Source organism: Diaphorobacter sp. HDW4B (assembly GCF_011305535.1).
Taxonomy (GTDB): Bacteria; Pseudomonadota; Gammaproteobacteria; order Burkholderiales; family Burkholderiaceae_C; genus Diaphorobacter_A.
On the sequence record NZ_CP049905.1, the window covers coordinates 3,403,058 to 3,423,112 of the forward strand.

The following is a 20,055-nucleotide window of genomic DNA, read 5'->3' on the forward strand; positions in this document are numbered from 1 at the left end:
TGCGATCCTTCACATCTCTTTTAAGCGGAAATTCGAAGTAGAACCGATCGTCTACAACCGCATCAGAAAGCTGGACGGACTCAAGCTTTCCTTGGGTGCGTTGCCCCATCTTGGGTTGCACGCCCCTGATGTCGTAAGGCGTTGCCCGCCTCAGGTATTGCGACGGACGATTCTTTATGGGCTTCATGGCTGGATGGCTAACATGTCGTAGATGTCCTTTTCAGAGGCATTGACTTTGCACCAATCTGCTTTTTTGCGAGGTGCACCACCTGGTGAGGTTTTTGTTCCAGTAGTCGTGTTGGCGGCATCTGCGGTGAAGATACATGTTACTCCATCTTGAGTTTTTTTCCACGTACGAAGGTTACCATTTGCCTCCATATGCCAGTCTAGCTGAGATCCATCTATTCCACTAATAGCATTAATTACTTCCAGTGCGGACTGATAACGTTCATTGGGATCTGTTTTTAGACATTTTTTGACCACATTTCTTAATTTATTTGGAATATGAGGTAGAAATGAATTTCTGTCTGGGAAGCTTCCATTCTCAATGTCAAGTTGATATTTTTGAGTGTTGAAGCCGTTTCCCGTTGAGTATCCGTTTAGTTGCGCATAAAAATGATCATTTCCATTGCACATTCGGTATAGTGTGATTCCAAATTGATATATGTCGAATCTATGATCCAGTTGTGGCGATGGCTTTAATGCCTCCGGAGGGAACATCCAGCCATATACTAGGTTTGGCGTTGCATTGCCATTTTGATTAATTTGCTTTGCAAGTCCAAAATCGGTCAGTAGAGCTTCGCGACGAGATGATAAGAGTATATTGTCGGGCTTGATGTCAAAATGTATTAGCCCCTTTGAGTGAATGTTGTGGATTGCTGAAAGTATCTGTGTCGCAAGCGTAATGCATTGCCTAACTGTTATATAACGACCACTAATTAGTTCTTTTATTGATCCATTCTTGTAGAATGGCATGGCAATGTACACATTATCATCGTCATAACAGGCATAGTGTATTTGTGCGACATGTGGATGAGAGCTTGAATACAAGGCTTGCGCCTCGGAAAAGTATTCCTTGACGGATGAAATCTTGCTCTTGTCAATTGTTTTGACAACTATCTCAGCGTTAAGTTGAGGATCGATTACAAGGTGGGTTTTTGAGTTCTGCCCGTTTTGCCCAATTTCTCTGATTTGCTGAAAATCAATTTTGGCCGTCCGAAATGGCTTAAGCATTTTTCGCTCCAATAGCTGAGAGTATCGCTTCGCGCTCCTCTTTTTTGTGATTTTCCCAGTTATTAATCTTTAAATAATTTATGCCATCATTTACCATTGGCTTAAATCTGGATCGTTCAATGCCAAGCATTTTCGAGATCGATGCGATATTTCCAATCGAATAATCCTCTAGGTCGCTGCTAGCAAAAGCTTCTTGAATTACGCCTTCGATTTGCACTCTGTCTATATTTGCGGAGGCGATTGTTTCGGTGGCGCGGATACAAGCTTTTCGGACATCATATTCTCTAAGAACATCGAGGATGGTAGATCTAATGAATTTCAGTGCGAGAGGCGTTGAGAGCGCAATAGGTATTTTGATCTCTTCAACATTTGCAATGGTGTTATTGTCTGGGTCGAAAATCGCAAAAAAAACTGAGCGAGGCGTTGACCTTATTCCAAGTGTCGACATGTATTGATTTTATCCCTCAAGAGTTATTAATAAAATTGGCTACTGCGAACGAGATTTGTTATACCCACCCAACAGCACTTCGGATGGGGTTAGCGGTTAGCCATGTCGCGCCACAAGATTCCGTTGGCCCCACAGTTCCGCTCGATACTGGCAAAGGTGGAATCGGCGGTGTATTGCTTGGCTCGGTAGGAGTCAACCGCATGCTGGATGAAGGCGCGGCAATTCGCGGGCAGTCCAGACTCCTTGCCGTACTCCGGAATCAGGTTTGGGTCTTGAGGGCGGCACCCAGCAACAGCAATGAGCGCTACAGCGAGGGCCAGTCTCTGCATCTTCTCCTCCTGTGGTTGTTTAGAGCTTCTGTCCGTTCCACGCCCACAGAACGCGACCGCGAACATCCAGCTCCTCGCGCCCATCAAGAATGTCCGAAGTCTTGATTCCGGGGTTATCACTACTGATTTCGAACTTTCCATCCCAGCGCTGACGCACACGCTTTATGAATAGTCGGTCATGGGCGCTGAGCACATAGACTCCATCGATATCCACGATCTTGACTCCAGTGTCTACCAACATGATGTCGCCATCGTTGAATGTGCCCTTCATTGAATCGCCATAGCCATGAATGAATCGAAGGGCGGAAAGGGTGGAAGGCCGAACGCGCTGAGCTATCCATTCTTCATTCAGATGCAAGTCTCCCGTCATTACATCGTGCTCCAAAACGTCATTGCCAGGCCCCATTGACGCAGCATTCGCCAATAGGGGCACCACCACTGTCGGCTTTCCAGCCTGTGGCGCGGGACTGAGTTGGCCCACTCCCGCTCGTTCAAATTTTTTCATGTCTCCCTTGCCCGTTGCTAGCCAATCGGAGGACACGCCAAGTGCCTGCGCCGCGAACGAGTTGTTCTCAGCACTGAAAGCGCGGCTCATCCCATCCACCACTTTTTTGGCGGCCTGATAGGAAACACCAACAAGCTTGGCCAACTGGGTTGTGTCCACGTTTGCGGCGCTCATTGCCTGCGCTAGGCGATCTTTGTATTCAACCATGGTTGGTATGTTGAATGAAAATAGAGTAACTATGGTTGCAAGATTATTTGAACTATAGTTAAAATAAGGCATGAAAAAAGCTCATGCAATCAATCTGCTCGGCGGGTCAGTGCACGCAGCCGCAGCAACGCTTGATGTCACATATCAGGCCGTGAAAAAGTGGCCCGACCCGCTCTCGAAGCGAATCGAGGCTCGAGTTCTAGCTGAGGTGGCGCGCCAAAAGCTAGGAAGTGACTTCGCAGATCGCGACGTCGATGTGACCGCATGTGAGCAGGTCTAACCGATGCCTCATCTCCTTCCCCTCACCCCACTGAGCTCCGCGCGGCTCGACTTGCAGCGCATCTGCAGCTCTCCATTCACCCATGCCATTTCCAAGCTGCTCGTCGTCATGAATCGACGTGTCGCACCAGCGGCGTCCGTGTTAGCGCTGATTGCTGTGCGTGTGCTGGTGTGGAAGAGGCGGCCAGCGGTCGCAGCGATTGGGGTAGGGCGTTGTGTGTTCATGGCCTCAATCATCAATTTCCGAGTCTTTCCCGTCCACGTCCAAAAAATGGAGAACCGGACATGAGTGCTTTGCTCGATGCGCTGACGCGCGGCATTACCAACTACTTGGGTGGGCGCAAGACGTTGCTTACCCGACTGTGTGTCGACAAATCCGACGAGGTGTTTCGCAAGGAGCTTCAGGGCAGTGCGCATCACAAGCTCGGGGCTGTTGATGCTCTCGCGGCGGCTGTTGCCTGCTGCCAGGCGCAGACCCCTCATTGCTACGACTACGCCTCTCACATTGCAGAAGAGTGTGGTGGGCGCTTCGTTCTTCACGACGAGGCGTTGATCGCATGCGCAGATCCAGTCCGACGCATCACCTCGCTCGTGCGTGAAACCGGTGATGTGACTTCGGTGGTCATCGAGGCCATGTCTGACGGCGTGGTCAGCGACAACGAGCTTGCAGTGATCGAGCGCGAGATCAGTGAAGCCGAAGAGGCCCTTCGCAAGCTGCGCCGCGCCGCTCAGGCGGTGAATGCGGCAGGGAAGCCGCGCACCGAGCGCGACATGGTCACGTTGCCCGTGCGCTCCATGCGCAATGAGGTGCCTGCGTGACAGCGCCCGAGAAAACCGCCGCACAACTCCAGCAAGAGCTGGAAGAAGCAGAGCGCATTGCCGCATCGTTGCGTGAGCAGTTGGAGCAGGCGAAGTGGCGCGAGGAATACGACGAGACCCAGCCTGCGGGCTGAACAGTTTTGCCGACGGCCAGGGTAGCTCCCGCAACGCAGAAACACCACCTGCCGGCCGTTGGCGCCTATTTCACAAGTGGTGCATGAAAGGTGAGCATGACTGAAAACAATCAACCCATTGACAGCGAGACCACAGAGATCGCTGGACCGTCTTGGGACGAGATGCGCGCCGAAGGTCTCATGGTCGTAGATCACGAGTACGACAAGCTCGCCGTCTATGTTGGCGGCGATGAGGGCAGTGTCGTCGTGATGAGCCAAGACTTTGCCGACAAGCAGCTTCAGTTCCTTATTGTTCCCTGCGCCAATGTGCGCAAGTTGATTTACGCATTGGAGCAGGCGTTGCCAGATGCCGAAGAGGACGAGCGCGCATTCAACTTGAAGTGTGAGCATGCCGAGCGTGACTACGACGCGGCAGTTGCTCGCGGTGAAATTCAGGAGGGCTGAACCTCATGGCAGGCGACTGGATCAAGATGCGCGGCAATCTGTGGGACGACCCGCGTGTTGCCGCTTTGGTGGACGTGACCGACACCAGTGAGGCCGCCGTGGTCGGCGCTCTCTACTGGCTGTGGGCGACGGCAGACCAACACACTGAAGATGGATTCATGCCGGGCCTCACGTTGCGTCAGATCGACCGCAAAACCGGCGTACAAGGGCTGGGTAAAGCACTGTGCGGAATTGGATGGCTTGCGGAAACTTCTGACGGAGTTTGTCTACTGAACTTCACAGAACATAACGGCGCGTCCGCAAAGCGTCGTGCAACAGACGCTCAACGCAAGGGCTACACGCGCAAGATGTCCGCACCCGATACGGACAATTGTGGGACAAATGGCGGACAAGATGAGGACGAAATCCGCCGGTCTGTGGAGCTAGAGAAAGAGAAAGAGAAAGAGAAGAATAAAGAAGAAACCCCCCAACCCCCAAAGGGGGGGCGACGCGGCAAGTCCGAAGTCGATCCTGATGGGTTTGCGGAATTCTGGACGGCGTATCCACGGAAGGTCGCCAAGGACGATGCTCGCAAGGCATTTGCGAAGCGAAACCCAACGCCAGAGCTTGTGTCCGAGATGGTCGCTGCAATCGGTATACAAGCGCGATCCGAGCAATGGCGCAAGGATGGCGGTCAGTTCATCCCGTATCCGGCGACTTGGCTCAGCAAAGGTTGCTGGAAGGACGAACCCGCCATCGGCGTGGCAGGTTCGGCAGCGCTCTCGCCAAGCGACCCGTTGATGGTGAAGGCAGCAGCATTGCCGCCCGAATGGTGGAAGCTCGCGGGCTTTGAGTCGAAGTGGGACGCCGAGGGTTCGCAGTGCAACTGGATGAACTACACGGAATTCCGGGATCGCAAGCGCGTGGCTCAGCCTGAAGGGGCTGCCGCATGAATGTCTCCGAGGTCAAGGATCGACTGGCCCAGCGTGCAGAAGACGTTGCCCAGCACCTGTTGCCGAACGGTAAGCGCAAGGGCCGTGAATGGACGGCAGGCAGCGTTGGCGGTGAAGAGGGTGGCAGTCTGTCGGTATGTGTCGGTGGTGCCAAAGCGGGCGTGTGGAGTGACTTCGCAACGGGTGCTGGTGGTGACCTCATCGATCTTTGGATGGCCTGCCGCTGCTTGACGCTGACGGAAGCGATGCGTGAGGCGAAAGACTATCTCGGGATACGCGAGATCACGCCAAAGCCTCCGGAGAAGAAATATCGCTTGCCCGAGAGGCCGCGCTGCTCAACGCCCAAGGGGCGGGTGCACCAGTGGCTCACAAGCGCTGCGCCGGATGGACGTTGTCTTACCGAAGAAACGCTCAAGGCATTCAAAGTCGGTGAGCAGGTCCTGAACGGCAATACGTATGCAGTGTTTCCGTACCTGGATGAGACAGGGCAGAAGCTGCTGAATGTGAAGTATCGGAATCCTGACAAGAAGGGCGATATGCGGCAGGAAAAGGATGCCGCACCTTGCCTCTTCGGCTGGCACCTGATCGATCCGAAGGCGCGCGCTGTGACGATCTGTGAAGGCGAGATCGATGCAATGACGCTGCATCAGATGGGCATTCCTGCGTTGTCGATCAACCAAGGAGCAGGCAATCACCAGTGGATCGAAACGGATTGGGATAGGTTGGAGCGATTCAGCGACATCACGATCTGCTTTGACCACGATGAGGCTGGCGACAAGGGTGCGCCTGAGGTCATGCGTCGTCTGGGGCTGGAGCGTTGCCGCCGGGTAATGCTGCCGAAGAAGGACCCGAACGAGTACCTTCAGTACGGCGCTGAGGCCTACGATTTCCGCGTGGCGGTGGATGAAGCCAAGGCGATGGACCCGGAGGAACTCGTCAGTGCTGACGACCATACCGAAGCTGTCATTGCGGAGTTTTGGCCGAGTGCTGACAAGCCGCGCCATCCTTGCCTCTATCTCGACAAGCCATTGGACTGGTTCGAGTTTCATCCGGGCGAATACACCGCATGGACAGGTTGGAACGGTCACGGCAAGAGTCTGCTGCTTGATCAAGTCCTACTCGGGCTGATGAAACAGGATCAGCGTGTTGTGGTGTTCTCGGGTGAGCTCACTGCTGCGCGCCACTTGAAGCGGATTCACAAACAAGCGTCAGGGCTCGACCGTCCGGCGCCTCAATACAGCCGCGCCATTGGCGAATGGCTGCGTGAACGCCTATGGGTCTTTGACATCGTGGGCAATGCGAAGTTGGGGCGATTGCTTGAAGTGTTCGCCTACGCAGCGCGGCGGTACGGGATCACGCATTTCGTCATCGACAGTTTGATGATGCTTGACGTGCCTGTGGACGGGCAAGGAGCGTTGTCTGCGCAGAAGCAGGCTGTCCAGAAGATTTGCGCATTTGCCCGAGGTTACGGCGTGCATGTCCACATGGTTGCCCATCCGCGCAAGGACCGCGATGAGTCGCGAGCGCCGAGCAAGATGGATATCGCGGGGAGTCTGGACATCGTCAACGCCGCCGACAACGTGTTTGCCGTCTGGCGCAACAAGAAGGACGAAGCGATGCCTGCAGAGGGTGATGTCGATGCGATGGCCAGGTGGCGCGCAAAGCAAGAGGAGGCGGACGGAAAGCTGATTCTCTCCAAGTACCGCCATGGCGATTTTCAAGACTACACGCAGTTGCTCTGGTTTGACAAAGACTCGATGCAGTACCGGACGCAGTCGCGCCGCTATCCACTTTCCTTTGTTGACTATTCCCGTGAGGAGTCATTCCATGAAAAGCTTGAAACAGCCTTTGCTCGCTGAGCATCCAACGTTCGATCCATCAAAGGTCTGGGTGCTTATGTGGAGCCAACAGCAAGGGATGCTGCACATCGAGACGCTGGCAGAAATGCTGAGCGATCACCTTGGTGCCTTTCGCATGGATTTGGCAACTGAGTATGTGCCTCTGGTGATTGGTGATGAGTTCGTTGTGGAGCAGGCCGCCGAGGCGATCCGTCACACGATGACCAAGCGCCATGACGAGAAGCACAACGGCGAGGTTGGACATCTGCCCTATGACCAACTGCCGTGAGATCCCTGAAATGCAACTTGAATCCCACGCCTTGCTTTGGAGTCAGTCGCAGCGCGCGCTTCATGTTGAGCCGCTGGCCGAAATGCTCCGCTCGAATCTCCGTGCATTCATTGCGAATCGAAGCATGGATTACGTGCCGCTGTTCATTGGATCAGATGACGCGTGTCGCGCTGCTGCTGATGGGATGCGGGCAAACATGGACAGGCTTGCTGCGGCTGGCCGTGTGGGTGTGATTGAGCGAGTGGATTGAACAGAAGGAGCAGCGATTGAACAGACAACCAATTGATTTCAATGCAGTGTCGCCAGAGCAGCGACCAGTCGACAAGCGCTTGGCCAACTGGGGGCGCTGGTGCCTCGGTGGATGGGGTGCTCCGTCCTCTTGCCCTATGTTTCGGCTGACCCCGCCCACACCGCCTCAGCGTCGTGATGTGACCTCCAGAGGCGGCGCTGTCTCCGTGGATATTGCGGACGCCTCGAAGGTTGCGAGTGCCGTGCAGGGATTGCCTGAGAAACACCGACATGCCTTGAACTGGCTCTATGTGCGTCCATGCAGCCCGCGACGGATTTGCGAGGCATTGGGCGTCTCGGCTCATGGCTTGTTCGACCTTCTGGTGTCGGGCCGCCAGATGCTGATCAACCGGGGGATGTGATGAACAAGTTGGACATGCCATTGGAATGCTATCCGCTGCCATCCGATGACGAGTTGGTGGTCAATGAAAGAATTCTTGGAGACTGCGGGCATCACGATACGTTCGTGCGCCGCTCCCATTCATTTGGCTGGATGACGCGGTGTCGGCAATGCGGATGGGAAATCGAGTTTGGGAGCTACGCCGATCAGCGTCCAGGCCGAGAGGAAGAGCGGAAATTGTGGCTTCGCTCGCAACTCCGGCCAGCTCATGGGAAGCTGAACTCCATGCCTGTCGAGTGGCGCTTGAAGGCGATGGGGTGGGGCATCAGCTACATGACCAGAAATGGGCAAACGGTATGCACGCTTGAGAAGAATGGAAGGCGCGTCAGTTCACGCAGTCATTCCGATCAGGCTGCCGCGCTGGTGGACTCCGCCGCACAGTTGGCGCGTGTGTTGACGGTCGAAAAAGACTTGATGTAGAATTACGCTAACGACTGAGCGCCGCGCGACGCACCAACAGGGTCGACCTTCCGCACACGGAGGCCGATTCGTCGGTAAAACTCAGTGTTTGAGCCCTCCCTGTGCGGAGGGTTTCGTGTTTGTGGACCGTCGCGGTGGAGTTGAAGCCCTGATCAGAGGTGGTCGGGGCTTTTCTATTTGGATCCTAGATAGGGCGGCACTGACAATTGTTGAATTTATCTACCGTCGCATCGTTGAATAATTTGCCGCCTTGGATTTTCAACAGAAGGTTGGTGATGCAGTCGTTTGAAGTGGTGATTGAGCGAGCAGATGGTGACGGAGTGTGCGAGGTCCAGATTGATGAAGGAATTACATCGTTTGGGCGCGCCAATGACAATCACATCGTTCTTGACGACCCCTCTGTCAGCGGTCATCACGGATTGCTTCGAGCCCGAATGAATGTGCTGATGATCGAGGATCGTGACAGCAAAAACGGGGTGCGCGTGAACGGTGGCCGAGTCATTCGCAAGACACTCTTTGCCGGAGATGAGGTCGAAGTTGGCTCATACAAGCTCCATGTGCGAGTTGGATCCAGAAGTCCTAGGGGATTTATTTGACAATCTGATCCGCCATTCGCCGGAGTAGTTACGCAGCCGCCCCGGTGGGGCCTCTGTATTTCCGGACTCCCCTTCCTGCGGTTGTACATGAGAATTGTCAACGAATTGTCAAATAGAATATGCTGCTTTTGCCCCTTTCATGCGCACTTTGTGCATGCTTGGGTCACATTGGAGTTGGCGTGAGTTTTGATGATGCTTTGAACGAGGCTGCGGTAGCTGTCCCTGAATGTGTGGCCGCAGGATATGTCGATGTTGCCTCAGGCATGTTGCTTTCCCTGAAGACGGTCGACTCGCATCCGCGTCAGGTCATCGACCTGCTCGCGGCCGCAACAGCCGACATGTTCAACGGGCCTAGTGTGAGTACGATCGAACGTATGTTCAAAAAGGCGCGTGGTCTCGAAGACGATGGCTATCATTATTTCCATGAAATCATTGTCAATAGCGACAACTTGATTCATGTTTTTTTGCGAGGAAAGAAAAATCCAGAGTACGTTGCTGTGTTCGTGTGCAGAAAAACAGCGAATTTAGGAATGGCGTTAACAAAGGCTCGGTTGGCCCTACCTGCGCTAGAAGCTGCGTTCTAGCGCAGCAAAGCCACCAAGCCCATACGATACGTCTACTGAGAGCGAGTACTTTTTTGGACCGTCGCGGAAGAAGTGGTTATGGCCCGGCAGGGCGTTTGTCGGCCTCGGGTGCGAATTGAAGTTGCTCGAGTGTGATCCCAATACCAAAAGCTACTCTTTTCGCCTCTTGTAAGGTTAGGGTTTGTTGCTTTTCGAGCTTTTTGTATGTCGTAAGTGGAATACCCATATTGCGAGCAACTGCGCTGGGGCTCTCACGCAAATACGTGCGCCAAGCGGCGGCCATAGAGACTCGTTGCAAGCGCACTATGGCAAGCACTTGTTCCGGAACGGTCTTCCGATCGTGCATGGGAGGTGAAGTGTCGCCGTACCGTCTCATAAGCATCCTATTTACATTTTGATAGTTTAGACGTTCGGGCTCCTGTGATTCTTCAGACTTACTCCAAGAAAAGCTCGAGCTGAGTCCCCGCGCTTTGGTGTGTGAGCGAATTTTCTTCTGGCGAGCATTGATGTCTGCTTGATGACTATTTCTATTTGCCACTTTGGAGTAGTGGGTATCGATATCATCATATTGATGCTGCGTATGCTGTCTTTATTCAACCTCGCTTGTGACGGGGTTGTTAGAAAGGTGGCTTATGTATCGAGCCCCAAGTGAAGATCGAGCATCAATCGACATGCTCTCGCGACTTAAGGCTGAAGGTGCCCAACTGTTGTTGTCCAACCCTACGGAAGGGTCGCAGCAGAGGGAGAGGCTCAAAGCTATTGATGAAGAAATTTTGCTGATCGAGAAGCGGCTAGGTCTATCCCCTTGCCCCGCTAAATCGTTTCCACTGGACTGCTGTTCTAGCTCGGAGGCAAGCTAAAACCTTGGCCTTGTTGCTTTCTCCAGGGCGCGCTCTTCGCTACCGCGGCCGTATCTAGCGGCCTGGACACTGTGAGCAATTTTGAAGTGGGGTATGGCCATGATGTCATCAAGCAGATTCATGAAAGTTGAATGCGCGCCTGTGGCCTGGGTGGCTTCCTGTACGACTTTATGGGTGCCGACACGGATGAAGACGAGATGAATATCAGATCGATGTTGGCCATCGATATCTCATCTCGTGAGGGGAGGGACGGGCTGCTTGAGGTGACGGCGTGATTTCGGCCATCTGCTTTTCAATTCGTTCAATCTCGCTTATGCATAGCGAGGCCAAGTCTGGGTGTAGATAGTTCGCGCTGAAAAAGGCATCCACTTGACATGAATAGATGTAGTCTGGTGTTCCCGATCCATTCAAGGCAATGTCAAACTTCTTGTACACCTGAGTTAGAGTCGAATGAAGGATGCGGAAACGTTCGTCAATTTTCATGATGGCATCTCCTCAAGCATGAGCAGGTGGGAGCCGCCTCTCGTTAGTGAGTCGCACCACCATCGAGGAGACGAGAGTGCTCGTGCTTGATCATCAATTGAACGTAGTCATCTGGGTCACTCCAGTTTTCACGCTCTAGATACGAGTCGTGGTATCGCTTGAGGCGCAGGCTCTCTTCATATGAAAGCCCAATGAAAACAAGGTGACCATTTGGGTCGCAATCAAGTGCTCGAATATCTTGAAAGTAGGAAAGCTCACTTGCACTGAGTTGCATATGGAATCTCCGACCTTATGTGCGTTTTGGGGTTGAACTCTTGACGCTTATCAAGATGTTAAATGCATCATTTTGTTTCGCAAGTAATAAAAAAATTCCATGACTCGATTGGGGTCTTGTTTAAGGAAGCCCATGGTCTGGAGCAAGACAACTCGCCAGTCTCGAGGTTATGGGTCTGAGTGGGACAGACTGCGCGATCAGATCCTGCAGCGTGACGGGTACATGTGCCACTGCCCGGACTGCGAGGGGCGACTGCTCCCAGCCCATGAGGTCGACCACATCAAGCCCAAGGCATGGTTCCGTTCAGGAAAGGCCAAGGGCAATCCGGACGATCCGTCCAACTTGCGAGCAGTGAATCGCGACTGTCACAAGCGTCTGACCCTGAAGCAGCGAGGCTACCGGCCTGCTGTTCGCGTGGGGCTGGATGGGTTTCCGATTGAGGAGTGAGCATGGCACACATCAAGATTTCAGGCGATGGCATTCATGGTCAGGTAGAAGTGGATGGAATGCGTGTGCCAGCGGTGACGGCGGCTGACCTGCGGATGCGAGTCGATGAGTTCCACACTGTGACGTTGGAGATAGGCGCATTCCCCATTGAGGTGGAGACCAGCGGCAATGTGCGGATCTCCGGCACAGGACAGCCCGAGGCGGTTGAGCGCGCATTGCTCGACTACCTCGTCGACAAGTATGGGCCGCAGTATGTGATGCATCACCCGATTGGTCAGGCCGAGGCAACACACATTCCTGTCAGCTTTCCGCAACCACCTGGGGAGAAGGGCCGATGACCTCAGTGCGAGCAATCAAGCGACGCACAGGGCGCTACATTGCCCATCGGCTTGTAACAGGCCCTGCGCAGCACACGCGCATGAGCAAGACCCAGATCGGTGCGCTCAAGGCCCGGACGCTCGATGACATCGCACGTCGTCAGCAGGTGCGGCAGGCCGCAGTGGAACTGCGTGTAGAGCTCTCGTGGTGGCTGATGCCCTACATGAAGCTGCTGCTCGTGCTGGCGGCTATCACTGGATGGAAACCATCGGGGCGACACCTCGGGCGTGTGACTGAGAAGGGGCTGAAGGTGATCGCGAATCATCAGGTTCCATCGAGTAGGCCCAATCGCGATGCGATCAACTCTCACTCTTGGATGACTGCTTAAAAATTAAGCAGAACTAACCGGGAGGGGTGGGTAAAAAGTTCAAGGGCTTCCCGGCTAGGACCGGCACGGAACCACTTTTTTCGCACCGTCAAGTTAGAAATTTCATTTTTGAGGAGGTCGCGCTATGCCCGGCCCAAGCAAGAAGCCCGCGAGCCTGAAGGTCATCGCAGGCACAACACGCAAGGACCGCGAGCCTGACAACGTGGTCGACTTGCCGACCATCTCCAATGTTCCGCCTGCTCCGGATTGGTTGCCGAATGCGCATGCCAAAAAGGAGTGGGATCGACTGGCTCCGATTCTCGTGGCCAACAAACTTTTGACTGAAGCTGGACTGCAAGCGCTTGGTCATCTATGTGCGCTGCACGGAAAGACCGTCCAGCTGTATGCAGCGGGCGAAGCGCCAAACGCAAGCATGGTCGGCCAGTTGCGCAACTTGATAAACGACTTCGGCCTGACGCCGGTAGCCCAAGGCAAAGTGAAGCCTGCGGGAGAAGGGCCGACGAGCAATGCCTTCAGCAAAAACGGAAAGCGAGCAAACGCACGATAAGGACTTCGTTGCGATTGCAAAGGCCTACGCCAAGAAGGCGTTGGACAAGAAGAACCGTAAGCGCTTTGGTATCTGGATTCGTCTGGCTGCCCAGCGCTTCCTTGATGATCTGGAGCGAGCGAAAAAAAAGGGCGCACCATTCAAGTTCGATCCATGGCACGCGAATGACGTGTGTGACTTTGGCGAGAAGCTGCCGCACGTAGAGGGGAAGTGGGAAACACCGACCATCGTGCTCCATGAGTCGCATGTGTTCTTTCTTGTTCAGCTCTTTGGGTTCCGCAATCTAGACGGTACGCGTCGATTCACGACGGCATTGTTCGCGATTGCGCGGAAGAACGCCAAGAGTACGCTGGCAGCGGTGATCGCCTTGTACTGCCAAGTCTGTGAGGATGAGGCCGGACCGCAAGTGATTACAGCGGCTACGACATACGACCAAGCGAGCATTGTTTTCAAGGTTGCGAAGCGAATGGTCGAGAAGACCTCAGATCTTCGCGAAGCCTTCAGCATGGGGGTCTTTGCAAAGGCCATTGCGAGCTACAGCAATGGAGGTACGTTCAAGGCATTGCACGCAAAAGCCAGTACGCAAGACGGATTGAACCCATCTTGCACCGTGCTGGACGAGTTGCATGCTCACAAGAACCACGACCTGTTGAACGTACTGAAATCTGCAGCTGGTGCACGCGGCAATCCGCTCTGGTTGTACCTGACGACAGAGGGCTACGACAGCCCGGGACCGTGGGCAGAGGAGCGAGAGTTTGCCAAGAAGGTGTTGCGCGGACTCGTGCAAGCCGATCACTATCTCGCCATCTACTACGCGGTGGACGAGAAGAGCGAGGATCTAGGGACGGAAGCGGATGATGACTTTGATGAGGAGGCGTGGCACAAGGCCAACCCCTTGATGGAAGTGAATCCCAAATTGCTGATTGAGATTCGCAAGGCGGCAATCGAGGCCAAGGAGAAGCCCGGCACCTATGGCGAATTCAAGATCAAGCGCTTGAATCGTCCGTCCTCCGTTGCTGGTGGATGGGTGAACCTGACCAAGTGGCGCGAGTGCAAGGGACTGGTCGATCTGGAGCTGCTTCGCGGAGTGCCGTGCTGGGGCGGATTGGACTTGTCGAGCACCAACGACTTGACCTCATTCCGTCTGGTCTGGCGCTTGGAGGACTGGCTTTACACCTACGGTTGGCGCTGGGTTCCTCCTGCAGCTACGCGCAGACGAGTGGCGCGCGGGCTTGTGCCATATCAGTCGTGGGTCGAGTCGGGGCTGCTGATTGAGAGCGGCGAAGAAGTGATCGACTACGCACCAATTGAGGCCAAGATTCTGGAGGTGAAGGAAACCTTCAACCTGCAATTGGTGGCCTATGACAACTGGAATGCTCCACAGCTTACTCAGCGACTCAAGCAGGCCAGTGTTCCGATGGAACTTTTTCGGCAAGGCCCGCAAAGCTACCACCCTGCAATGCAGGACCTGGAGCTGCACTACATGGCCGGGAAGCTGGCGCATGGCAATGACGCCGTTCTGAACTGGAACGCGTCGAACCTCGTGGCTCGGCAGGACCAGAACCTGAACAACGCACCGGACAAACGCAAGTCCACAGAAAAGATCGATGACATGGCGGCGCTGCTGATGGCCACGGGCGTGAGCTTGACTGCCGCATCGCAGGGTGACATGGACGGGTTCTTGAAATCCGGAATCAAGGCGGGAAGATGAAACGACAAATGAAATCAGCGCTCAAGCGAGTGCAAGCCGCCTTGTCTGGTTGGTTCATGCCAAGCGGCGGTGGCGACTCGCGGGTGATCCACGTCAGCGGCGCAACAATCACCGAGAACAAGCTGTTGCGCTTGTCTGCAGCGTGGGCATGCACACGTTTGATCTCCGAGACGATTGCGACTCTCCCGCTTGGGATGAACGAGCGCACGGCCACGGGAAAACGGTACGCGCCCGAGCATTGGCTGCACAGGCTGATTCACAGCCAGCCGAATGCGGACAGCACAGCATCAGTGTTCTGGGAATCGGTGGTCGCGGCCATGCTGCTGCGCGATGGTGCGCGGGTCGAAAAATTGATGATCGGCTCGCGCATCGTGGGGCTGCGGTTCCTCGCTCCCAATCGATTCTCGTGGTCACGATTGAGTGATGGCTCGAAGCAGTATCGATACATCGATGAGAACGGCCTGCAGCGCGAGATTCCCAGTGATCGCATCTGGTACATCCCCGGCTTCTCACTGGACGGCAAGAACGGCGTGTCGGTGGTGGAGTACGGCGTTCAGGTGTTTGGCAATGCCACAGCCGCTGATGAGGCTGCGGGAAAGACGTTCAAGACGGGGCTGATGCAGACCCTCTACTACAAGGTAGCCAATTGGTTGACGCCCGAGCAGCGCGACGCCTTCAAGAAAGAGTACGTGGGATCAGTCGAACGCGGCGAGGTGCCGGTGCTCGAAGGGGGCATTGATGTCGGTGCTGTGGGTATCAAGCCATCCGATGCGCAGCTCTTGGAGTCTCGCGCATTCAGTGTCGAGGAGATCTGCCGGTGGTTCCGTGTTCCGCCTTGGATGGTGGGGCACACGGAGAAATCGACGAGCTGGGGCACAGGGATCGAACAGCAAATGATCGGCTTCTTGACCTTCACTCTCGGCCCGTGGCTGCGTCGCCTGGAGCAATCGATCGTGAAGGACTTGCTCTCTCCTGCGGAGCGCGCACGCTTCTATCCGAAGTTCGCCGTAGAGGGCCTGCTTCGTGCCGACAGTGCGGGGCGCGCGGCGTTCTATGCAGCGATGGTGAACAACGGGATTCTGACTCGCGACGAGGTGCGCGAGCTCGAGGATCGGGAGCCGATGGGCGGCAATGCGGCGGTGCTCACGGTTCAGTCAGCAATGACAACGCTCGATTCAGTGGGGCTGGCAACGGATGCCCAGCAAGCCCGCGCGGCGATCCGAGCATTCCTCGGATTCGAGGAAGAGCAGAAAGGTTGAATATGGACAAATCGAAACTGCCGGTGCTGAACGCGCACCCGAACTCCAAGGCCAGCTTCCAGATCCACGCGAGTGTCATGGATCGCTGGAATCCGGGGCTGTATGCGGCTGCGAAGGGCGATGAGGACGAGGCCACGATCAGCATCTTCGATGTGATTGGGCAGAACTGGGACGGCGAGGGCTTCAGCGACAAGAAGTGCGCGGGCATCCTGCGCAATCTCGGTGGGCGTGATGTCACCGTGAACATGAACAGCCCAGGCGGCAACTTGTTCGACGGGATCGCCATCTACAACATGTTCCGCGAATACAAGGGCAAGGTCACGGTGAACGTGATCGGCATGGCGGCATCGGCTGCGTCGCTGATCGCCATGGGCGCAGATGAGGTGCGCATCGCTCGCTCAGCATTCTTCATGGTGCACAACTGCTGGTGCGTCGCTGTCGGCAACGCCCACGACTTCCGTGAGATCGCTGACCAGAACGATGAGTTCGATGGAGCCATGGCCGAGATGTACGCCACTCGCACCGGCATGGATGTGAAGAAGGTGAAGGCGCTGCTGGACGCGGAGTCTTGGATCAACGGCACATCGGCAATTGATCAGGGCTTCGCAGACGACTACACCCCTGCGGATCAGGTCGCGGAGAAGTCGAGCGCGAAAGCCTCTGCCATTCACCGGCTCGACCAGACGCTCGCCAAGGCAGGGATGCCACGCAGCGAACGTCGCCAGCTTCTTCAAGAGATCAAGGGCACGCCCAGCGCTGTCCAAGATGGCATGCCAAGCGCTGCCTTTTCGGCGGCAGATGCCGCGCAACTTCTCGCGCTCACCGCGCGATTCGGGGCAGCGGCGAAAGCCTGAGCCATCACACATACGAACCCATGACCGCCCTTGAGGCGGTTTTCTCATTTTGAAGGACACAACATGTCTGATATGTCTGTTCAGGACCTGCTCAAGCAGGTGAATGCAACGCTGGAGAAGTCGAGCGACGAATTCAGCAAGAAGGCCGAACAAGCTTTCGCCGAGGCCAAGAAGTCCGGCGACATGCATGCGGAAACCAAGATCACCGTCGACAAGATGGCCACCGAGGTCAACACACTGCGCGAGGCCTCCGAGGCGCTCAAGGCGCAACTGGGCGAAGTGGAGCAACACGTCGCCGGCCAGAATCATACGGGGAAGGCTGCTGCCGCGCTGTCTTTGGGTGCCACCGTGGCCAAGAGCGATAAGCTGGCCGCGTTCGCCAAGGACTTCGTGCAAGCCAACCAGAAGGGCCGCGTGTCGATTCCCGTGAATGCGGCACTGCTGTCCACCGGTGTGGCTGAGGGCGTGGTGGAGCCAATGCGCCTGCCAGGCATTCAGGAGAAGCCGAAGCAACGTCTGTTCATTCGCGATCTGATCTCACCGGGCCGCACTGAGTCGCCTGCGATCTTCTGGGTGCAGCAAACCGGCTTCACCAATGCCGCGGCGGTGGTGGCGGAAGGTACGGCCAAGCCATACAGCGACATCCAGTTCGCCACGAAGATCACGCCGGTGAGCACCATCGCGCACATGTTCAAGGCATCCAAGCAGATCGTGGACGACTTTGCCCAACTGCAGAGCCTGATCGACAAAGAAATGCGTTTCGGCCTGAAGTACGTGGAAGAGCAGGAAATCCTGTTCGGTGATGGCACCGGAGTGCACCTGCATGGCATCGTGCCGCAAGCGACTGCCTACAGCGCGACCGGCCTGCCTGCTGGTGCAACAGCCATCGACACGCTGCGTTGGGCCATGTTGCAAGCCCAGCTCGCTCGCGTGCCCGCATCGGGCCATGTGCTGCACTTCACCGACTGGGCGAAGATCGAACTGCTCAAGGACACTCTGGGCCGCTACATCATTGGCAACCCACAGGGCACGGCAACGCCCTCGATGTGGGGCCTGCCGGTGGTGGAGACGGAAACCACGGGCTTCCTCGGCAAGTTCATGACCGGCGCGTTCCGTGACGGTGCACAACTGTTCGACCGTGAAGACGCCAACGTGGTGATCTCGACAGAGAACACCGACGACTTCGAGAAGAACATGATCTCGATCCGCTGCGAAGAGCGCGCTGCTTTGGCGGTGTACCGCCCTGAAGCGTTCGTCTACGGCACTCTGCCAGCGGTCGCCCCCTGACGGACCATGAAGGAGCGGGGCGTCGGCCCCGGTTCTTCGGAGAATCAACATGATCGAAGTTGAATCGACTGTTCCGCTGTACATCGGTGGGCGCGTCGTCACGGAGTTTCAGACTACGGAGGCTCACTTCCGCGATCTGCAACGTGTGCACGGCGAAGACAAGGTGCAGGAGGCCTCGGCCAAGCCAGCACCGAAACCAGAACCCAAGAAAGCGAGCAAACAATGATCGTCAGCCTGGACCTCGCGCGCCGCTACTGTCGGGCCAGCGCTTCGGATGATGCTGTGCTGACCGTTCTGGTGGACGCTGCCGAGGGCTGGGCGACATCGTTTCTCAATCGCAAGGTGTTCGCTGATCAGGCGGCGCTCGATGCTGCCGTGACGGCGGGCACTGCTGGCGAGCTGCCCATGGTGGCGAATGCTCAGTTCACCGCTGCAGTTCTCGAGCTGGTGGCCGACCGCTACGACAACCGCGAGAACGGCACCAGCAACGTGGGCACCACGCGCGCCGAGAAGCTGCTGTGGCCGTATCGAGTGGGCTTGGGGGTCTGACATGCGAGCAGGAGACCTCGACAAGGAAGTGCGGATCATGGGCTACGTGGTCACGCGAGATCCCGACTACAACACCGAGATCAAGACTTGGGGCGTGTTGGACACGGTTTGGGCATCGGTGCTGGACGTGTTGCCCAGCAGATCGGAGACGGTGCAGAACGCCGTGGAGATCGTAGAGCGGCCTTCCAAGGTGCGCATGCGCTACCGAACCGACATCACCCCGGATATGCGGCTCGTGATTGTGGGTGCGGATGGAGCGCCAGATCGGGAGTGCGAGATCGTCGCAGGGCCCGCAGAGATTGGACGGCGCGAGGGTGTCGAGCTGTTGGTAAAGAGTTTCAGGAGTTCGGGATGAGCATCAAAGTCAAGGGCTTGAAAGAGCTGGCGCAGGTAATGCACGAACTGCCGGACAAGCTTGCCAACAACGTTATGCGAAGCGCTATGGCAACTGGCGCACGCGTCGTCAGGGACGAAGCCAAGCGCAATGTCCCAGTTGATCAGGGAGCGTTGAAAAAGAGTTTTGACGTCAGTTCGCGTGTGGACAAGGCCAATGGAATTGTCACTGCAAAGGTCAAGGCAACGAATTTCAAAGCAGTGTGGATTGAGTACGGGACGGCAGCACATTGGATCAGCATTGATCCAGCAGAAAGGCCCACCAAGGTGACGCGACGAGGAATTCGCAAAGTTGGAATGAAGACTCTGAACAACATGGCGAAGGCGGGCTCACTCCGCATTGGAGAGCATTTCATCGGCGCATCGGTTGCGCACCCGGGGGGCAGGGCTCAGCCATACATGCGGCCCGCTCTCGACTCCAAAGCGCAGGAAGCCGTGGCTGCTGTCGGGAACTACATGAAGAAGCGCCTGACGACCAAGCACGGGCTGGATACCTCTGGCATTGATGTGGAGGCTGAAGAAGAATGAGCGCACCCAACGCACCCAAAGTGATCATGGCGCTGCTCAAGGTAGACGCCGCACTCGTGGCACTGTTGCCCGTTGAATGCATGTTCTTTGGCGACATCCCGCAGACGGCGAGCTTTCCCGCTCTGGCCTGCACCAACATCAGCGACGTGGACGAGCACGCTATCAGTGGGAACGTCATGCTGCAGACAGCGCGCGTACAGGTCACTGTCGCTGCCAAGGACTATCCGACCAAGGAGCGTCTGATCGGCGCGGTACGTGGTGCATGCGACAACAAGCGGGGACTGATCGCCGGAATCACCGTGCGCAACGTGCGCAGTGACGGTATCGGCCCGGATCTCGACAACAAGGACGCCGGAATTTTCGGGCGCACGATTGATTTTCTGGTCACCTCACGACCAGCCAACTGATACCC

Annotated in this window: 27 protein-coding genes; 23 read left to right on the forward strand and 4 right to left on the reverse strand. The window is 55.9% G+C overall.

Annotated features, from left to right (window positions below):
- Positions 1-183: 183 nt before the first annotated feature.
- From G7048_RS15555 to G7048_RS15565, 3 genes are all read right to left on the reverse strand, one after another.
- Positions 184-1,233 (reverse strand): serine/threonine-protein kinase, encoded by a 1,050-nt coding sequence (locus tag G7048_RS15555; RefSeq protein ID WP_166069010.1) that lies wholly within the window; start codon positions 1,231-1,233, stop codon positions 184-186.
- Positions 1,226-1,681: a hypothetical protein gene (locus tag G7048_RS15560; protein WP_166069011.1), complete on the reverse strand. Its 456-nt coding sequence runs from the start codon at positions 1,679-1,681 to the stop codon at positions 1,226-1,228. The genes G7048_RS15555 and G7048_RS15560 overlap by 8 nt, the downstream gene beginning before the upstream one ends.
- A 348-nt stretch (positions 1,682-2,029) precedes the next feature.
- Positions 2,030-2,794 (reverse strand): XRE family transcriptional regulator, encoded by a 765-nt coding sequence (locus G7048_RS15565; protein ID WP_240932995.1) that lies wholly within the window; start codon positions 2,792-2,794, stop codon positions 2,030-2,032.
- Between the two features lie 492 nt (positions 2,795-3,286).
- Here G7048_RS15565 and G7048_RS15570 point away from each other — a divergent pair, with 492 nt between their 5' ends.
- The 10 genes from G7048_RS15570 to G7048_RS15615 all read left to right on the forward strand — a co-directional run bounded on the left by G7048_RS15570 (position 3,287) and on the right by G7048_RS15615 (position 9,745).
- Complete coding sequence (locus G7048_RS15570) at positions 3,287-3,820, forward strand: phage regulatory CII family protein (RefSeq protein ID WP_166069012.1); 534 nt, start codon at positions 3,287-3,289, stop codon at positions 3,818-3,820.
- Positions 3,817-3,954 (forward strand): hypothetical protein, encoded by a 138-nt coding sequence (locus G7048_RS15575; RefSeq protein ID WP_166066884.1) that lies wholly within the window; start codon positions 3,817-3,819, stop codon positions 3,952-3,954. Before G7048_RS15570 ends, G7048_RS15575 begins: the two co-directional genes overlap by 4 nt.
- Positions 3,955-4,050: 96 nt before the next feature.
- Positions 4,051-4,398, forward strand: coding sequence for a hypothetical protein (locus G7048_RS15580; RefSeq protein ID WP_166066883.1), 348 nt, complete (start codon positions 4,051-4,053; stop codon positions 4,396-4,398).
- Positions 4,399-4,403: 5 nt separating this feature from the next.
- Positions 4,404-5,330, forward strand: coding sequence for a hypothetical protein (locus G7048_RS15585; protein WP_166069013.1), 927 nt, complete (start codon positions 4,404-4,406; stop codon positions 5,328-5,330).
- Positions 5,327-7,189, forward strand: a complete 1,863-nt coding sequence (locus G7048_RS15590) for a toprim domain-containing protein (protein WP_166066881.1) — start codon at positions 5,327-5,329, stop codon at positions 7,187-7,189. Before G7048_RS15585 ends, G7048_RS15590 begins: the two co-directional genes overlap by 4 nt.
- Positions 7,158-7,457, forward strand: a complete 300-nt coding sequence (locus tag G7048_RS15595) for a hypothetical protein (protein ID WP_166066880.1) — start codon at positions 7,158-7,160, stop codon at positions 7,455-7,457. The genes G7048_RS15590 and G7048_RS15595 overlap by 32 nt, the downstream gene beginning before the upstream one ends.
- 10 nt (positions 7,458-7,467) lie before the next feature.
- Complete coding sequence (locus tag G7048_RS15600; protein WP_166069014.1) at positions 7,468-7,707, forward strand: hypothetical protein; 240 nt, start codon at positions 7,468-7,470, stop codon at positions 7,705-7,707.
- Between the two features lie 399 nt (positions 7,708-8,106).
- Positions 8,107-8,565 (forward strand): hypothetical protein, encoded by a 459-nt coding sequence (locus G7048_RS15605; protein WP_166069015.1) that lies wholly within the window; start codon positions 8,107-8,109, stop codon positions 8,563-8,565.
- A gap of 275 nt (positions 8,566-8,840) precedes the next feature.
- Positions 8,841-9,161, forward strand: a complete 321-nt coding sequence (locus G7048_RS15610) for an FHA domain-containing protein (protein WP_166069016.1) — start codon at positions 8,841-8,843, stop codon at positions 9,159-9,161.
- Between the two features lie 179 nt (positions 9,162-9,340).
- Complete coding sequence (locus G7048_RS15615) at positions 9,341-9,745, forward strand: hypothetical protein (RefSeq protein ID WP_166069017.1); 405 nt, start codon at positions 9,341-9,343, stop codon at positions 9,743-9,745.
- A gap of 1,064 nt (positions 9,746-10,809) precedes the next feature.
- Here G7048_RS15615 and G7048_RS15620 read toward each other — a convergent pair.
- Positions 10,810-11,088, reverse strand: coding sequence for a hypothetical protein (locus G7048_RS15620; protein WP_166069018.1), 279 nt, complete (start codon positions 11,086-11,088; stop codon positions 10,810-10,812).
- A 496-nt stretch (positions 11,089-11,584) separates the two neighbouring features.
- On the opposite strand from G7048_RS15620, the gene G7048_RS28495 reads away from it, so the two are divergent.
- The 13 genes from G7048_RS28495 to G7048_RS15685 all read left to right on the forward strand — a co-directional run bounded on the left by G7048_RS28495 (position 11,585) and on the right by G7048_RS15685 (position 20,050).
- Positions 11,585-11,809, forward strand: a complete 225-nt coding sequence (locus tag G7048_RS28495) for an HNH endonuclease (RefSeq protein WP_240933336.1) — start codon at positions 11,585-11,587, stop codon at positions 11,807-11,809.
- 2 nt (positions 11,810-11,811) lie between these two features.
- A complete protein-coding gene (locus G7048_RS15630; RefSeq protein ID WP_166069020.1) occupies positions 11,812-12,147 on the forward strand; it encodes a hypothetical protein in 336 nt (111 codons plus the stop codon).
- 80 nt (positions 12,148-12,227) lie between these two features.
- On the forward strand, positions 12,228-12,515 hold the full coding sequence (locus tag G7048_RS15635; RefSeq protein ID WP_166069021.1) for a hypothetical protein: 288 nt from the start codon (positions 12,228-12,230) through the stop codon (positions 12,513-12,515).
- Between the two features lie 124 nt (positions 12,516-12,639).
- Entirely contained in the window at positions 12,640-13,062 is a 423-nt protein-coding gene (locus tag G7048_RS15640) for a hypothetical protein (protein ID WP_166069022.1), read from the forward strand.
- A complete protein-coding gene (locus tag G7048_RS15645) occupies positions 13,022-14,773 on the forward strand; it encodes a terminase large subunit (protein ID WP_166069023.1) in 1,752 nt (583 codons plus the stop codon). Before G7048_RS15640 ends, G7048_RS15645 begins: the two co-directional genes overlap by 41 nt.
- Before the next feature lie 8 nt (positions 14,774-14,781).
- Positions 14,782-16,032 carry a phage portal protein gene (locus G7048_RS15650; RefSeq protein ID WP_166069024.1) on the forward strand — a complete coding sequence of 417 codons (1,251 nt, stop codon included), beginning with the start codon at positions 14,782-14,784 and terminating at the stop codon, positions 16,030-16,032.
- A 2-nt stretch (positions 16,033-16,034) separates the two neighbouring features.
- Entirely contained in the window at positions 16,035-16,886 is an 852-nt protein-coding gene (locus G7048_RS15655; protein WP_166069025.1) for a head maturation protease, ClpP-related, read from the forward strand.
- A gap of 63 nt (positions 16,887-16,949) precedes the next feature.
- The gene (locus G7048_RS15660; RefSeq protein ID WP_166069026.1) at positions 16,950-18,173 is read left to right on the forward strand and encodes a phage major capsid protein; all 1,224 of its coding nucleotides are present in this window, start codon (positions 16,950-16,952) and stop codon (positions 18,171-18,173) included.
- A gap of 49 nt (positions 18,174-18,222) precedes the next feature.
- Positions 18,223-18,399 carry a hypothetical protein gene (locus tag G7048_RS15665; RefSeq protein ID WP_166069028.1) on the forward strand — a complete coding sequence of 59 codons (177 nt, stop codon included), beginning with the start codon at positions 18,223-18,225 and terminating at the stop codon, positions 18,397-18,399.
- Positions 18,396-18,722: a head-tail connector protein gene (locus G7048_RS15670; RefSeq protein WP_166069029.1), complete on the forward strand. Its 327-nt coding sequence runs from the start codon at positions 18,396-18,398 to the stop codon at positions 18,720-18,722. The genes G7048_RS15665 and G7048_RS15670 overlap by 4 nt, the downstream gene beginning before the upstream one ends.
- Positions 18,723-18,759: 37 nt before the next feature.
- Positions 18,760-19,077: a head-tail adaptor protein gene (locus G7048_RS15675; RefSeq protein ID WP_166069030.1), complete on the forward strand. Its 318-nt coding sequence runs from the start codon at positions 18,760-18,762 to the stop codon at positions 19,075-19,077.
- Positions 19,074-19,643 (forward strand): HK97-gp10 family putative phage morphogenesis protein, encoded by a 570-nt coding sequence (locus G7048_RS15680; protein WP_166069031.1) that lies wholly within the window; start codon positions 19,074-19,076, stop codon positions 19,641-19,643. Before G7048_RS15675 ends, G7048_RS15680 begins: the two co-directional genes overlap by 4 nt.
- A complete protein-coding gene (locus tag G7048_RS15685; protein WP_166069032.1) occupies positions 19,640-20,050 on the forward strand; it encodes a DUF3168 domain-containing protein in 411 nt (136 codons plus the stop codon). The genes G7048_RS15680 and G7048_RS15685 overlap by 4 nt, the downstream gene beginning before the upstream one ends.
- Positions 20,051-20,055 lie beyond the last annotated feature (5 nt).

What these genes read in the sequence shown, in the direction of transcription:
- G7048_RS15555 (WP_166069010.1), bottom strand. Translation starts at nt 1,233, where the DNA reads ATGCTTAAGCCATTTCGGACGGCCAAAATTGATTTTCAGCAAATCAGA.
- G7048_RS15560 (WP_166069011.1), bottom strand. Translation starts at nt 1,681, where the DNA reads ATGTCGACACTTGGAATAAGGTCAACGCCTCGCTCAGTTTTTTTTGCG.
- G7048_RS15565 (WP_240932995.1), bottom strand. Translation starts at nt 2,794, where the DNA reads ATGCCTTATTTTAACTATAGTTCAAATAATCTTGCAACCATAGTTACT.
- G7048_RS15570 (WP_166069012.1), top strand. Translation starts at nt 3,287, where the DNA reads ATGAGTGCTTTGCTCGATGCGCTGACGCGCGGCATTACCAACTACTTG.
- G7048_RS15580 (WP_166066883.1), top strand. Translation starts at nt 4,051, where the DNA reads ATGACTGAAAACAATCAACCCATTGACAGCGAGACCACAGAGATCGCT.
- G7048_RS15585 (WP_166069013.1), top strand. Translation starts at nt 4,404, where the DNA reads ATGGCAGGCGACTGGATCAAGATGCGCGGCAATCTGTGGGACGACCCG.
- G7048_RS15590 (WP_166066881.1), top strand. Translation starts at nt 5,327, where the DNA reads ATGAATGTCTCCGAGGTCAAGGATCGACTGGCCCAGCGTGCAGAAGAC.
- G7048_RS15595 (WP_166066880.1), top strand. Translation starts at nt 7,158, where the DNA reads ATGAAAAGCTTGAAACAGCCTTTGCTCGCTGAGCATCCAACGTTCGAT.
- G7048_RS15600 (WP_166069014.1), top strand. Translation starts at nt 7,468, where the DNA reads ATGCAACTTGAATCCCACGCCTTGCTTTGGAGTCAGTCGCAGCGCGCG.
- G7048_RS15605 (WP_166069015.1), top strand. Translation starts at nt 8,107, where the DNA reads ATGAACAAGTTGGACATGCCATTGGAATGCTATCCGCTGCCATCCGAT.
- G7048_RS15610 (WP_166069016.1), top strand. Translation starts at nt 8,841, where the DNA reads ATGCAGTCGTTTGAAGTGGTGATTGAGCGAGCAGATGGTGACGGAGTG.
- G7048_RS15620 (WP_166069018.1), bottom strand. Translation starts at nt 11,088, where the DNA reads ATGAAAATTGACGAACGTTTCCGCATCCTTCATTCGACTCTAACTCAG.
- G7048_RS28495 (WP_240933336.1), top strand. Translation starts at nt 11,585, where the DNA reads ATGTGCCACTGCCCGGACTGCGAGGGGCGACTGCTCCCAGCCCATGAG.
- G7048_RS15630 (WP_166069020.1), top strand. Translation starts at nt 11,812, where the DNA reads ATGGCACACATCAAGATTTCAGGCGATGGCATTCATGGTCAGGTAGAA.
- G7048_RS15635 (WP_166069021.1), top strand. Translation starts at nt 12,228, where the DNA reads ATGAGCAAGACCCAGATCGGTGCGCTCAAGGCCCGGACGCTCGATGAC.
- G7048_RS15640 (WP_166069022.1), top strand. Translation starts at nt 12,640, where the DNA reads ATGCCCGGCCCAAGCAAGAAGCCCGCGAGCCTGAAGGTCATCGCAGGC.
- G7048_RS15645 (WP_166069023.1), top strand. Translation starts at nt 13,022, where the DNA reads ATGCCTTCAGCAAAAACGGAAAGCGAGCAAACGCACGATAAGGACTTC.
- G7048_RS15650 (WP_166069024.1), top strand. Translation starts at nt 14,782, where the DNA reads ATGAAATCAGCGCTCAAGCGAGTGCAAGCCGCCTTGTCTGGTTGGTTC.
- G7048_RS15655 (WP_166069025.1), top strand. Translation starts at nt 16,035, where the DNA reads ATGGACAAATCGAAACTGCCGGTGCTGAACGCGCACCCGAACTCCAAG.
- G7048_RS15660 (WP_166069026.1), top strand. Translation starts at nt 16,950, where the DNA reads ATGTCTGATATGTCTGTTCAGGACCTGCTCAAGCAGGTGAATGCAACG.
- G7048_RS15665 (WP_166069028.1), top strand. Translation starts at nt 18,223, where the DNA reads ATGATCGAAGTTGAATCGACTGTTCCGCTGTACATCGGTGGGCGCGTC.
- G7048_RS15670 (WP_166069029.1), top strand. Translation starts at nt 18,396, where the DNA reads ATGATCGTCAGCCTGGACCTCGCGCGCCGCTACTGTCGGGCCAGCGCT.
- G7048_RS15675 (WP_166069030.1), top strand. Translation starts at nt 18,760, where the DNA reads ATGGGCTACGTGGTCACGCGAGATCCCGACTACAACACCGAGATCAAG.
- G7048_RS15680 (WP_166069031.1), top strand. Translation starts at nt 19,074, where the DNA reads ATGAGCATCAAAGTCAAGGGCTTGAAAGAGCTGGCGCAGGTAATGCAC.
- G7048_RS15685 (WP_166069032.1), top strand. Translation starts at nt 19,640, where the DNA reads ATGAGCGCACCCAACGCACCCAAAGTGATCATGGCGCTGCTCAAGGTA.